Here is a 12,698-nt window from a genome sequence, read left to right on the forward strand (position 1 = left end):
CTTCCCGGCGAAAATGCCGGAAAACACCTCGCCTCCTGCCGCCATCACCCGTCACATCCCGCGCTGCCCCCGCCGCACGCTGCGCGCCAGCAGCGCCGAAATCTGCCCCTGGCTCTTGCGAAAGCTCGCCGCATCCTGCGCCTGCACGTTAAAGTTCACCTGCGTGCCGCTGCCGCCCTGCATGGCCACCCCCAGCGAACCGTCGCTGCCGCGCTTCAGCGGCAGGATCGCCTCGCTGCCCGCCTCGCCCATCAGCCCGACATCGCCACCCCCCATGCCGAAATAGGTGGGGCTTGCCACCACGCCGCCATCGGCAAAAGCCGTCAGCGATCCCGGCACGCCGCCCTTCTCGAAGGCAAACAGCGAGGAGAGCCCGGAAGACAGCGTCGAAACCGCACTGCCCGCCAGCGAGGACAGGGCCGATTGCAAGGGCTGCAGCCCGGAGGACAGCGCGGTCCCGGCCAGGGACGTCGCCAGCGATTGCAGCACGCTGTCGAGGTCCTTACCGCCCACGGTGGCGCTCTTCAGCGCCGAGGTCAGCGCAGTGCCAAAGCTCTTCGAGCGCCCTTCCAGATCGTCCAGCGCCTTGGCGGCAGCGCTGGTATCGATGCTCAATCCCAGCGAAACCGTCTCGTCATCCGCCATGCTCGTCACTCCTTTCGTCAGGATAGGCCGCCATCAGCGCCGCCAGCCCCTCACGGGTCAGCGCTGCGGGCCGTGGCCGGAAGGCCCCGGTCATGGCGGCAAATTCACGCGGCGTCAGCCGCCAGAAAAGGTCGGGTGGCAGCCGCAACAGGCAGAGCCCGGCATGCATCGCCGCCTCCCAGGGAAAGGGAGACGGCTTTGCCTTCAGGCCTCCTGCTGCTGCGGCAAGCGAGGGTTTGCGCCACCCTCCTCCGCCTCACCGCCAAAGGTAACGACGAGAAGATCGCGCACGATGGCCGCGCAGGCGCTCACGCCGCCTTCCACCACCATCCCCGCCACATCCTCGTCGGAAAAGCGGTTGCCGCCGCCGCGCAGGCCAGCCGCCAGAATCCGCATCAGATCGCGGCTGCACAAGCGCCCGCTGGAAAAGCGCGCGGCCAGTTCCGCCAGGCTCTCGGCGGCAAAGGCCGTTTCCAGTTCGGCCAGCGCGCCCAGCGTCAGGCACAAAATCCGCCTTTCGCCGTCGATCACCGCCTCCACCTCGCCGCGACGGCGGTTGGCGCGTCCCATGACCCCTTCACTCATGACACCGCCACTCATGCCGCCGCTCCGAAAACGAGTTCCCCTGCCGATTCCAGCGCGATCTCGAATTTGAGTTCGCCGGAATGCTCGCCGGAATAATCCAGCGACGTCACCTGGAAAGGCCCGCTCACCGTGCCGAAATCCGGCAGGATCACCGCCCAGGATAAAATGCTGCCGGTAAAGAAGGCCGCGCGCACCAGCGCGTCGGAGGCCTCGTCCCGGAAGAGGCCCGAACCCGAAATCGAGGCCCGCTGCACCCCCGCCCCGGCCAGCAGTTCGCGCCAGCGCCCGGCGCTATCGGCATCGGTGACATCCACCGTCTCGGCATTGAAGGCCAGCTTCTTGGATCGCAATCCCGCCACCGTCACATAGCTGCCGCCATCAGCAATCTTCAGCAGCAGGTCTTTGCCCTTCTGCACCACCATGATGAAACTCCTGTCTGAAATGGAATGATGAATTGCCGTCTTCGGCAGCTGTCCGCCGAACCATCCCGCTGAAAAAACCGGAGATCGGAAGGGCGAACGTCCCCTGCCCCCGAAGAGACGCCACCTTATGACGCAAGGTGAATTTCAACTCACCTCCCGCAATGCGTGTATTTTACCGTCCAAGCCTGGCAATACCGGCCCCAGGCAGACCTTTTTTGGGTCAACACCACCCCTACCATCCTAAAAATACAACCTGAACAAGAAATCGCGCCGCCACTTGCCCCTCAAGCGCCAGCCGCTTGCACCCGCGCTGACGTGGAAAGCTGAAGGCCGGGCGTTCATCTTGCCGATCTCCCCCGTGAGGGGAAATGTCCGGCAGGACAGAGGTGGTAAACCAACAGACACACCCTTTGCGTCGTGCCTTCTACGAGAGCGCTGCACCGCTCGCACTCTGTAGGACGGATCGAAAAGAGGATTCGATACGATGCTCTAGGGTGTGTGGGGATTCAGTTTTGGGTGAGGCGAAAACGGTGATTTTCGAGAACCGGAGCGGAGTGTACTTAAGGTACATGAGCCTAGGTAAGCGCAGGAAATTGCCGTTTGCAGCCCGCCCAAAGCTGAATCCCCACACACCCTAGTGGAATGAATTTGACATTTGATACCCCTTTGCGGGGATCTCGAGGATCAAATGTCAAACTCGAAAATTCCGATAGAATCATAAGGTTGCTGACGGTTTTCATGATTGTGATATTTGCTCTCGAGAGGGCTGCACGGGGGGTGCAAATGTCACAATCAAACCACTAGGCACCCACCCGCTTTGCGCTTATAACCCGCCTGTCCATCCCGCCGAAGCTCTCTCCCCATGCTCGCAGCCTCCATACCCCTCAGCCGCCTGCGCCTGCTCATCACGCTTGCTGTCAGCCAGATTTTCGGCTGGGGCTTGAGCTTCGATCTCATGGGTGTCTTCGGTCGCCTGATGGCGCATGATCTGGGCATGGCCAATGAACTGGCCTTCGGCGGCATTACGGTCATGATGCTGATCATGGGCTTTTCCGGCCCGTGGAGCGGCAGGCTGATCGCCCGCCACGGCGCATCGCGCATCCTCACCTGCGGCTCGGTGACGCTCGGCGCAGGCCTCGTTCTTCTGTCGCAATCCACAGGCCCCATCAGCTTTCTCGGCAGTTGGGCGGTGCTCGGCCTCGGCGGCACGCTCGGGCTCAGCGTCCCCACCTATGCGGCGGTCGTCGAGCGGGAAGGCGCGGACTCAAAACGCCTCATCGGCATTCTAATGATCTTCACCGGGCTTTCCGCCGCCGTCTGCTGGCCGCTCGCGCATGCCATGGAAGGCTGGATCGGCTGGCGCCACAGCCTGCTGGCGGGCGCTGCCCTGCATCTCTTCGTACTCGCCCCGCTCCATCGCTTCGGCCTGCCCCGCGCCAACCCCGCCCAAAGCGAAAACAACGCAACGAGCGCCACGGCCCCGCTGGTCCTCACCGCCTCCCAGGAAAAACGCGCCCTCCTGGCGCTCACCGTCATCTCCATCGGCTTCAGCGGCCTCACCTTTGGCCTCGCCCCTTCGCTGATCACGTTGATGCAGCAATCCGGCGCCGATCTGTCGCTCGCCGTGCAGCTCGCCTCCTTCCGCTCGGTGCTCGGCATCTCCGCCCGCGCCATGGATGTGGTCGCAGGCAAAAAAGCCTCGCCCCTGCTCTCCGGCTTCACCGGCGCAGGCTTCATGCTGCTGTCACTGCCCATTCTCTATTTCGCTCAGGGCTCATTCCTGCTGATGGCTTTGTTCATTGGCGCTTACGGTATCGGCTCCGGCCTCTCCGCCGTCTCCCGCACCGTCCTGCCGCTCAGCTTCTTCTCCGCCAGCCGCTTTGCCGGCATTTCCGCCAGCCTGGCGCTGCCCAGCAACATCGCCAACGCGCTGTCGCCGGTCCTCATCACCGCCCTCCTCGATTACGGCGGCCTCCCCCTCGTCCTCAGCTTCGCCCTTGCCGTCAACCTGCTGGTGCTAGCAGCCCTCTTCACCCTCGCCACCCTCTCCCGTACCAGCACCGCGCTATCCAACTGACCCAAATCCGCCATTCACCGCGCCGAACACCGCAGCACACTCACCCCTCAACCACCGCCCGAAACGTCACATCCACCCGAAACAGCGCCGTCTTCTCCTCCCTCCGGCTCACCGTCTTGCGATGCCGGAGCGAAATCACCCGCCCCGCCTGAAGCGCCAGATCGGCATCGTCGATCACCGCCCTCAGCCGCGCCGCCACCGCCTCCGCCTGCTGGCGTCCCACCGCCGACCATGCGGTCAGCACCAGGCGGCATTCCAGCAGGCTCTCGTCATCGGTGGAAAGATCGTCTGCCTCCACCTGACCGATCATCACATAGGGCTCGCGCCCCCGCGCCAGCCGCCGGTCGCAAATCCCCCCGGCTCCAATCAGCGCGGTCAGATCGCCATCCCCCTCCAGCCGCGCCACCAGCGCCACCAAAAGGTCATTCACCGCGCTGCTCATCGCCACCCTCCGTTTGCTGCACCTCCGCCTGCCGCCGCCGCTTGTCCGCCAGGCTGGAAACCTTCGCCTCCGCCAGACGGCGCAGCGTGGCCCCCAGATCGGCCAGCGTCACCGAAACCGCTCCGCTCATGCCGCCTCCTCCTCACAGATCAGCACCAGAAACCGCCGCGTCCCGTCCGGATCGTAAGCGGCACGGATCATCATCCCCACGTCGCGATCCATGAGCCGCTGCCCAGCCCGCAGATCATCCCGCCAGGCCACCGTCACCCGCCGCGTCACCACGGCAAGCTCGGCCCCGGCCCTTTCGGACAGCACCTGCCCCTGCATCTCCACCCGGCCCCAAAGCCGCGCCACATCCTCATAGCCCGAAAGCACGCCCCCCTGGCCATCGCCGGTCTCCACCGGCGCCTGCAGCACAAGCCGCGCCGTCATCGCGCCGGGGTCCGGCGCCACGAAAGCCGCCATCACAGCCGCCTCCGGCAAAAGGGCGCAATCAGCCGCTCATAGCCCGGCGGCACCAGCCCCGGCTGATCCTCCAGCGCCACCACGCCCCGGCAGCCATAAAGTGCTGCCGCATGCAGCATGATCGCCCGGCGCAGCCCATCCGGCACATCGGTCGCCGCCTCGCCAAAGCCTGCGGTAAAATCAATCTCGATGCCGTTGAGAGGCCGCCCCGGCAAGGGCCGCTCCTTCAGCCACAACCGCGCCGGACGCGCCTCGCCATCGAGAAGATGATGTTCAAGTAAAACTTGAAATGGCGCGCCATCCTCATCATAAACCGTCACTGCATCAATGGCTTGCACCGGTCCCCTGGCAATCTGAATCACCTCGCCCTCCGGCCAGTCGTCGAGATAAAGCCGCATGGCCCGGCTCACGGTCAAAAGCCCGGTTTCCCGCTCCGCATGCGCCCGCGCCACGGCAATCAGCGCCGCAATCAGCCCGTCCTCATCGGCATGCTCCACCCGCAAATGCGCCTTCATCTCGGCAAGCGAAACCGGCTCCGCCGCAGGCGCGGCAAGCTCCACATAGGTCATATCCCTCTCCACATGTCCGGAAAAACAGCAGCAATTCAGCCCGGGGATGAGGCCATGCGCCCCATCCCCAAACCTCACCTTGAAAGAATTTCGAATATCTCAACTGCGTCAGGGACTTGAAATATTCGAAAAGGAAATGCGACGGGTCATTTTCAATGACCCGTCGCATTACGCCGCCGCGAATTTCACCAGCTTGATCGCCTCGAAATTCTGCACACCGCCGCCCACACGCTTGGTGGTGTAGAACAGCACGTAAGGCTTGGCGGAATAGGGATCGCGCAGCACCCGCACGCCCATACGGTCCACCACCAGATAGCCGGCGCGGAAATCACCAAAGGCAATCGCCGCCGCATCGGCGGCCATATCCGGCATGTCCTCGGCCTCGGCCACGGGAAAACCCATCAGCGAAGCGGCTTCTCCGGCCCGCTGCGGCGGCAGCCAGAGATAATTGCCATCGCCATCCTTGAACTTGCGGATTTCCCCTTGCGTCTTGCGGTTCATCACAAAGGTGCCGTTCTGGCGATGCCCCGCCTTCAGCGCATAGATCGTGTCGATCAGCACGTCGGAAGGCCCGCTCGCCGCAAAGGCCCCGGCCACGCCGGTCGCCCGGTAGCCGATCTTGCCCCAGGCCCAACTGCCATCCGCCACCCGGTCATAGGCCAGAAAGCCCTTTGGCTTGTTCGCCCCGTCGCCGGAAACGAACGCCGCCCCCTCCTGTTCGGCAAAGGCAATGTCCACCTCGGAGGCAATCCAGGCCTCCACATCCACGGCAGCATCGTCCAGCAGCGCCTGGGTTGCGGCGGGCATGGCGTAAAGCTCCATGGTCGGAAAGGAAAGTTCCGTCAGTTCCGGCGTCGCCGTCTCCGGCCGCGCCGCCGTCTCCGCCACCCAGCCGGAAGCCATGCCGGTGGGCGCAAAGGGCTTCTTCAGCACCGCCCCGGACACCTGCCGCACCGTCGCCAGCGCCCGGATCGGCGAGACCACGGACAGCCTGCGGCCAATCTCGCCATCCGTCTCGTCGGGCACCAGATAGCCGCCATCGGCATCGCTGCCATAGCTCATGGATTTCGCCTGCAATTCGCGCAGACCGCTTTCATCGCCCCGGCGAATATAGGCCTCGAACGCCGCCTTGCGCTCGTTCTCGGCTCCGGCCACCATACCCCGGCCCAGTTGCGGCCGCAGCTTCTTCAGCGCCAGTTGGTCGATCACCCGCGCCTGATCATCCAGCGCCTTGTTGATGCGCTCCACCTTGTCGCGCGTCACCACATCGGCGCTCATCTTCTGCTCGATTTCGGCCAGCCGCTGATCATTGGCCTGCTTGAACGCCTCGAAAGCCCCCATGAACTCGTCGAAAGCCGCCATCACGGTTTCCGGCACCGCCTTGATTTCCGGCGCCGAAGCATGCGTATCACCCATAGGATCATCCCCGTTTGCTGTTGCTCAAAGATTGAAAACTGCGCCCCGCCATCGCCTTGGCGGCACGGCGCATCGCCCGCACCATCTCGGTCTCCCGATCGCGGAAAAACCGCTGATGCTTGACATTGGAAACCCGGGCAGAAGGCGCCATCGGAAAGGTCACCACCGAAATCTCCCAGAGATCGGCCTCGATGATCCGCCGCACACCACTTTTGGCGTCAGCCCGCGCCCTGACCGTCTGAAAGCCGATGGAAAGCCCGTCCAGGGCGCCTTCGCGCATCAGCGCCAGCACCTCGCGCGCCCGCGCCACCTGCGGCGAAAGCCGCCCCTCGACGTAAAGGCCGCGATTGTCCTCGCGGATCGCCGTCCAGAGCCCGATCGGCTCGTTCGGATCGTGCTGGTAAAGCATGCGGATTCCACCCGCCCCCCGCGCGGCAAGCGAATTGCGAAACGCCCCGCGCTCGATCACGTCCAGCCCCAGATCCACCTCGCCAAACACGCTGGCATAGCCGGAAAAAGACCCGTCCTCGGCCACGCCCTTCAGCGTCAGCCCCGAAAATTTCTGCACGAGCGTCATCGGCCCGCGAAAAGCGTGCATAGCCCTCTCCTGATTGTTTGGATAAATCTGCCCCTGTCCGGAGGGAAGCTAGTGCACTGACGCATTCACGTTGTTCATGCTCACGTGCACTAGATCTTTGTTTATGCATTGATTTTTCCAAACCAAGATGAATCTCTTGTTTGGATCAATGCACTAGCGCTCCCGCCCAAACCGCCCGGCAATCCGCGAAAGCGCCCCCAGCGCCCACCAGGCCATCAGGCTGGCGGTCGTGGCGCCTCCCAGCATGATTTCCGGCCCGGACAGGTTCTCCAGCAGCCCCAGCCGCTGCCCCAGCCATTGCCCGGTCGGTCCGCCAAAAATCATCCCGAAGGCCACCCCGGTCAAAAACCGGCTTGCTGCCTCCTGCCGGCTGCGCGGCAACAGATAGACCAGCGAAATCGCCGCCCCCGCCACCGCCCCCGTCATCCGCGCCGACCACAGATGCGGATCACTGCCGAAATCGCTCACCTCACCCTCCACCCACAAAAAAAGGCGCCCCACAGCGCCCAAAACCCGAAATCGGGAGTCTTTCGAATCCCTTGCCCGCCTCTCTTCACACCCCGTCTCCACATCTTCGAAAACAGAGTCCAAACTAGCAATCAAGCAATTGAAAATACGAGATAAAATTTGAATACGAAAAGTCTGGCTTCATGCCCCTTCTCCCCTCGGGGAGAAGGTCCCGGCAGGGGGATGAGGGGTATGACCATCCCCTCACCCATACCCCACCGCCTGCCGCTTCTCCTCATCGCTTAGAAAGTCCGCCGCCCCCACCCGCGCCCACAGCGCGTCGCGTTCGGCGGAAAGCCCCTCCACCTGGTCCAGATCCGGCTCCAGCCGCAACGCTGCGCCATATTCATCGGAAAGAAAGGCAGAGAGGCTCTGCGCACAACGCCGCACCATCGGCAGCACGGTCAGCCGGTAAAAGGCCCGGTTCGCCTCCTGGTAATTGGCATAGGTATTGTCGCCGGGAATGCCGAGCAGCATCGGCGGCACCCCCAGCGACAGCGCAATGTCGCGCGCCGCGCCGTTGCGCGCCTCCATGAAATCCATGTCGCGCGGCGAAAGGCTCATCGCCTTCCAGTCCAGCCCACCCTCCAGCAGCAATGGCCGCCCGGCACTCAGCGGCCCGGCATAGCCCTGCTCCAGCTCGTCCTTCAGCCGCTCATACTGGTCGAGCGAAAGATTGCCCCCCTCCTTCGGCTGATAGACCAGCGCGCCGGAAGGCCGAGCGGAATTGTCCAGCAGCGCCTTGTTCCAGCGGGCGGAAGCGTTGTGCAGGTCCAGCGCCAGCCCCGCCGCGGCCAGCGGCGCATAGCCGTCATGGTCCGAAAGCGGATGGAAAAGCCGCAGATGCAAAAGCGCCAAGGGCTCCGCCTCTGCGGCAATCCGCCGTAAAACCCCACCGGCGCGGTAGTCATAGGCCACCGGCCAGCCATCTGCCCCTTCCACAATCCCCACCCGGTCAGGCCGCAGCAGATGCAGTTCCCGCAATTGCCCTGCCAGCCGCAAAGGCTCCACATAGGCATTGCCGGAAAGCGCCAGATGCCCATAAAGCGCCTCAAGAAAATCCACCCCCGTCGCCCGCGCATTTGGCCGCGCCAAAAGCGCCAGCGCCGGATGGGCCTCCATCTCGCGGCGTCCTTCAAACAAAACCCACGGCACCCCCGCCGCCGCCTCCGCCACCAGCCTCACGGCCCGGTGCGCCACGGGATTACCCATGAAACCGCCACGCGAAAGCCCGGCATAGCTCCGGCCCGCACCGCGGCCCGCAACCGCCTCCATCAGCACCGCCAGCGTGCCCCCACGCCGCCCCGCCGCCTTCGCCTCCTGCGGCCCCGCCTCCCGGCCCAGCACCCGCATCACACCCCGCATCAACCCCATCACCACCTCACCACCTCACCGCAACCCATCCCAAAACAGCCGCGCCAGTTCCGCCACACGCTCCGCCCGGTCCAGACCATTGACAATCCGCCGCGCCCCCACCCAGTCCGCCCTGTCCCCGTCAAAAAATTCGCAGAGCCGCCGCCCGCTAAAAAGCCCGTCCCGCATGCCCACCACCAGAATGTCGGCGGCCACATCAGCCCGCAGCGCAAGCTCAGGCCGGGCCACCAGATCGATCCCCAGCACCGCCCCCATCCGCTCATAATTCTGCCGAAAGGTCAGTTGCACGAAGCCGCGCCCGAACCAGCAACACCCCTCCTCGTCGGCGCGCCAATAGGGAGCGGAAACCTGCGGCAGCCGCCCGGCGGCAAAGGCCGCCTCCAGCCGCGCCACGGCCTCGGCATCGCTCACCGCCAGTGTCTCGCGCACAGGTGCACAGCGTCCCGCCGTTTCATGAAAAGCCGTGCCCAACCCATAGGCCAACTGCCTCAGATCGTCGCTGCGCCCCAGCCGCCGCCAGGCAGAAACAATCGCATTGATCCCATCCACCTGCGCCTGACCGAGTCGCCCCCCGGCAATCGCCACCCGCACGTGGTTAAAAAATGCCTTCGTGGTCATATCGTTTAAGAACACCCTTAATAATGAGGGTTAATGTCGAACCGGCCCCGATCGGCCCAAAAAAATCTGAAATTTTAATCGGTTAAAGCCATTTAAATCGTTTTTTCCCCAGCGCCGTTAACTTTACAAATGTTTAAGCGTGTGGAACTTTTGCCCACAGACGCTGTTATGTGCGGCGCAACACATTCGCCTGACACAACAGGCATCGAACCGAACCGCGCCATGAGGGCGCGTGGACCAGAAGGAGAAATGAGATGGACGCCAAGAGCTCTACGCCGACGCAGAAGCCCGCCCAGGCAAACCAGACCATTCCCAGCCACATCGTTGAGCGCCTGGAAGCGGAATGGCGCCAGATGCGCCAGTCTGCGCCCACGCCCGCCACGGCCAAGTAAGCCCCAAACCCAAGCCATCGCGACGGGAGCGCAGTCCGCGCACCCGTCGCGTCAGGACCGATAAGGGGCTCCCCGCCTCAGGCCCTCACAGCCCCCGTATCCTCGGCTCCCCCACCCCTTCCAGCAAAAGCGCCGTCAGCGCCCATACCAGCGCATCCAGCCGGTCTGGAGAACGCCCGCTGGAAAGTCCATCCGGGCCAAAATCGCACATCTGGTCTTCCAGCGCCTGAAAGCGTGCGGCATGCAGCACCCGGCCCTGCTCGTAGAGGGCTGCCACCGGCTCGGCCCGCAGGAATTTTCCCCGCGTCGCCCGCACCAGCTTCAAGGGCAGCGCCGCATCCACACTCTTCAGCAGCGCCGCCACCATCTCGCCGCCCTGGTTGATCTCCGCCACCACCCTGTCGGCCTCGAACCGGCGAAAGGCCCGTACAACGGCAGAGGCCCAGGCCGCAGGTGTCGCGCTTTCCACCGAACAATCCGCCAGCACCACGCCCCGCCCCTTGCTATCCAGCCCCGCCACCACAATGCCGCAGCAGGACGATGCGCCCGATCCCGCAGGCGGGTCCACCGCCACCACAATGCGCGAAAGCGGCTCGGTCACCTTGAGCGTCAGCTCCTCCAGCCGGTCCCGCCGCCACAGCGCATCCTCGCGATCCTCGATCAGCTCGCCATCCAGCTCCTGCCGTCCCAGCCGCGTCCCGCCGTAACGCGCCTTCAGCGCATCGATGAAGCCCGGCGCCAGATTGCCCGCATTGGAAAAAGTCGAAAGCCTGGAAAGCCGCGTCCCCGGATCAGCCAGCAACCGCCGCAGGATCGGCACGGGACGCGGCGTGGTGGTAATCACCTGACGCGGATCGTCCCCCAGCCGCAGGGCAAACTGCAGCATGTCGAAGGTTTCCTCGGCATGTTTCCATTTGGCGATCTCATCGCACCAGGCATAATGAAATTGCGGCCCACGCAGGCTCTCCGGGTCTTCGGAGGAGAAAAGCTGCGCCACCGCCCCGTTCGGCCACACCAGCCTGCGGCGGGAAATCTCCAGTTCGGGACGGCGAAACCGTGCAATCCGCAAAATGCCGGAAAGCCCATCCACCATCACCTCGCGCGCATCCCCCAGCGTCTCGGCCACCAGCGCAATTCTCAGCGCCGATGTCTCACCACGAGAAGCCAATTCATGCACCCACTCCGCCCCGGCCCGCGTCTTGCCGGAGCCGCGCCCGCCCATGATCAACCAGTTGCGCCAATCGCCCGCAGGGGCCGCCTGCGCCGGATGCCGCAGCAGCGCCCAACTGCGCGTCAACCGCCGCACCACCAGCGGATCAAGCCCCGCCAGCGCCCCCTTCATTCCCTCAATGCCAACAGGAGCATTCCCCTCTACCAGTTCCCCCGACCCTTCCTGGAAGACCGCCCTATGACGAGCCACGGAAGCCCCACCTCCCTGATCTCCTCCATTAAGGGAGAGATGTCCGGCAGGACAGAGGGGGTTAAGCTGCGGATCACACCCTTCACGCCCACCACCGCCTCCAGAACCAGCCCAATGCCTCAGCTTGCCCCCAGCATCGATGCCCCGACCGGCCTCCCGACCAGCCGCACGCCCCGCCATCCGCCCGGAAAGCTGCTTCACCTCATCACACACCGCCTCCGCCTGCCCCAGCGCCCCTTGCAGCGCATCGCGCAACTCCACCAGATCCCGCCCCAAGGTCACCGCTCCTTGCGTCAACGCCAAAGCCGAAACCCCGTCCTTCAACCCCATCCCACCCACCAGCCCACAGAAACCCGATCCAAAGCAAAACCGTCACCCCAAAACCTCTTCTCTCCTCGGGGAGAAGATGGCGGCAGCCAGATGAGGGGGGAACCCTCCGCGCCCTCACCCATCCGGCACACCCGCTCCGCCCGCCTGCCACTCCTCCAGCAAAACCCGCGCCCGGGCCTCGGCCTGCGCCTCCACCAGCGCCAGCAGCCGCGCTTCCGCCTGCTGCAAGGGCTCGGCATCCAGCGCCCGTTCGTCCTCCATGGCGCGATCCCGCACCAATTGCCGCTGCAACTGGTCGATCTTCTCCAGCGTCCGCACGATCACGGAAATGGCGTCGCTCGCCGCCTTCAGGTCAGCCCGCGCCTGCTTGGCCGCCGCCTCGTCCTCACCGCCCATCAGCGCCTCGGCCCCAGCTCTCAGCGCCTTGAACAGATCGAACTGCGCCCGCATCTCCACCATCAGATCAGACAGCAGACGGCCATAATGCTCGGTCAGCGCCGCCATATCGGCGCCCTTCAATTCCAGCAGTACTGCGCCCGCCACATCGCGAAGCAGATCATCCAACGCGTCATTTCGACGTGTTTGCGAACAGAAAACCGGTTCCCACTTTTCCTGGGTCAACACTTTTTGCCCTTTCGTGCTTCCAGACGGAAAACCGGTTCCCACTTTTCCTGGAAAGCATCTGAAAACAAAAAGCGCCGCCCTGACAGATCAGACCGGCGCTGTAACGCTTTAAAATTGCTGCATAATTTTAACCTTAAATCGGTTCCGACTTAAGGAATTATGCAGGAGCCACACCTCTGTGACGATAACCAGACACTACCGAACAACCGTCACG

17 protein-coding genes are annotated in these 12,698 nt (G+C 64.2%); 2 read left to right on the top strand and 15 right to left on the bottom strand.

Features of this window, described 5'->3' with window-relative positions:
* Positions 1–51 precede the first annotated feature (51 nt).
* Genes QO005_RS03005 through QO005_RS03020 form a run of 4 tightly spaced genes read right to left on the bottom strand, consistent with a single transcriptional unit; the run spans position 52 to position 1,652 of the window.
* Positions 52–645: a phage tail tape measure protein gene (locus tag QO005_RS03005; protein WP_307156459.1), complete on the bottom strand. Its 594-nt coding sequence runs from the start codon at positions 643–645 to the stop codon at positions 52–54.
* Positions 635–853 (bottom strand): rcc01693 family protein, encoded by a 219-nt coding sequence (locus QO005_RS03010; RefSeq protein WP_307156599.1) that lies wholly within the window; start codon positions 851–853, stop codon positions 635–637. Before QO005_RS03010 ends, QO005_RS03005 begins: the two co-directional genes overlap by 11 nt.
* Positions 850–1,245: a gene transfer agent family protein gene (locus tag QO005_RS03015; RefSeq protein WP_307156460.1), complete on the bottom strand. Its 396-nt coding sequence runs from the start codon at positions 1,243–1,245 to the stop codon at positions 850–852. The genes QO005_RS03010 and QO005_RS03015 overlap by 4 nt, the downstream gene beginning before the upstream one ends.
* Positions 1,242–1,652: a phage major tail protein, TP901-1 family gene (locus tag QO005_RS03020; protein WP_307156461.1), complete on the bottom strand. Its 411-nt coding sequence runs from the start codon at positions 1,650–1,652 to the stop codon at positions 1,242–1,244. Before QO005_RS03020 ends, QO005_RS03015 begins: the two co-directional genes overlap by 4 nt.
* 862 nt (positions 1,653–2,514) lie before the next feature.
* On the opposite strand from QO005_RS03020, the gene QO005_RS03025 reads away from it, so the two are divergent.
* The gene (locus QO005_RS03025; protein WP_307156462.1) at positions 2,515–3,729 is read left to right on the top strand and encodes an MFS transporter; all 1,215 of its coding nucleotides are present in this window, start codon (positions 2,515–2,517) and stop codon (positions 3,727–3,729) included.
* A 40-nt stretch (positions 3,730–3,769) separates the two neighbouring features.
* Here the strand turns inward: QO005_RS03025 and QO005_RS03030 are convergent, their stop codons facing one another.
* The 9 genes from QO005_RS03030 to QO005_RS03070 form a co-directional block, all read right to left on the bottom strand.
* On the bottom strand, positions 3,770–4,171 hold the full coding sequence (locus QO005_RS03030) for a DUF3168 domain-containing protein (RefSeq protein ID WP_307156463.1): 402 nt from the start codon (positions 4,169–4,171) through the stop codon (positions 3,770–3,772).
* A complete protein-coding gene (locus tag QO005_RS03035) occupies positions 4,152–4,301 on the bottom strand; it encodes a hypothetical protein (protein WP_307156464.1) in 150 nt (49 codons plus the stop codon). Before QO005_RS03035 ends, QO005_RS03030 begins: the two co-directional genes overlap by 20 nt.
* The gene (locus QO005_RS03040; RefSeq protein ID WP_307156465.1) at positions 4,298–4,636 is read right to left on the bottom strand and encodes a phage head closure protein; all 339 of its coding nucleotides are present in this window, start codon (positions 4,634–4,636) and stop codon (positions 4,298–4,300) included. Before QO005_RS03040 ends, QO005_RS03035 begins: the two co-directional genes overlap by 4 nt.
* Positions 4,636–5,205: a head-tail connector protein gene (locus QO005_RS03045; RefSeq protein ID WP_307156466.1), complete on the bottom strand. Its 570-nt coding sequence runs from the start codon at positions 5,203–5,205 to the stop codon at positions 4,636–4,638. The genes QO005_RS03040 and QO005_RS03045 overlap by 1 nt, the downstream gene beginning before the upstream one ends.
* A gap of 168 nt (positions 5,206–5,373) precedes the next feature.
* Positions 5,374–6,621: a phage major capsid protein gene (locus QO005_RS03050; RefSeq protein WP_307156467.1), complete on the bottom strand. Its 1,248-nt coding sequence runs from the start codon at positions 6,619–6,621 to the stop codon at positions 5,374–5,376.
* 4 nt (positions 6,622–6,625) lie between these two features.
* Entirely contained in the window at positions 6,626–7,219 is a 594-nt protein-coding gene (locus tag QO005_RS03055; protein WP_307156468.1) for an HK97 family phage prohead protease, read from the bottom strand.
* Between the two features lie 153 nt (positions 7,220–7,372).
* A complete protein-coding gene (locus QO005_RS03060) occupies positions 7,373–7,687 on the bottom strand; it encodes a DUF6107 family protein (protein ID WP_307156469.1) in 315 nt (104 codons plus the stop codon).
* A gap of 243 nt (positions 7,688–7,930) precedes the next feature.
* Complete coding sequence (locus tag QO005_RS03065; RefSeq protein WP_307156470.1) at positions 7,931–9,100, bottom strand: phage portal protein; 1,170 nt, start codon at positions 9,098–9,100, stop codon at positions 7,931–7,933.
* A 15-nt stretch (positions 9,101–9,115) separates the two neighbouring features.
* The gene (locus QO005_RS03070) at positions 9,116–9,718 is read right to left on the bottom strand and encodes a glycoside hydrolase family 19 protein (protein ID WP_307156471.1); all 603 of its coding nucleotides are present in this window, start codon (positions 9,716–9,718) and stop codon (positions 9,116–9,118) included.
* A gap of 254 nt (positions 9,719–9,972) precedes the next feature.
* Here QO005_RS03070 and QO005_RS03075 point away from each other — a divergent pair, with 254 nt between their 5' ends.
* Positions 9,973–10,110: a hypothetical protein gene (locus QO005_RS03075; protein ID WP_307156472.1), complete on the top strand. Its 138-nt coding sequence runs from the start codon at positions 9,973–9,975 to the stop codon at positions 10,108–10,110.
* Between the two features lie 85 nt (positions 10,111–10,195).
* Here QO005_RS03075 and QO005_RS03080 read toward each other — a convergent pair whose 3' ends face one another.
* Positions 10,196–11,452 carry a DNA-packaging protein gene (locus QO005_RS03080; RefSeq protein ID WP_307156600.1) on the bottom strand — a complete coding sequence of 419 codons (1,257 nt, stop codon included), beginning with the start codon at positions 11,450–11,452 and terminating at the stop codon, positions 10,196–10,198.
* A gap of 522 nt (positions 11,453–11,974) precedes the next feature.
* Positions 11,975–12,424 (bottom strand): hypothetical protein, encoded by a 450-nt coding sequence (locus QO005_RS03085; RefSeq protein ID WP_307156473.1) that lies wholly within the window; start codon positions 12,422–12,424, stop codon positions 11,975–11,977.
* Positions 12,425–12,698 lie beyond the last annotated feature (274 nt).

This window comes from Allorhizobium paknamense (assembly GCF_030815125.1).
GTDB lineage: Bacteria > Pseudomonadota > Alphaproteobacteria > Rhizobiales > Rhizobiaceae > Allorhizobium > Allorhizobium paknamense.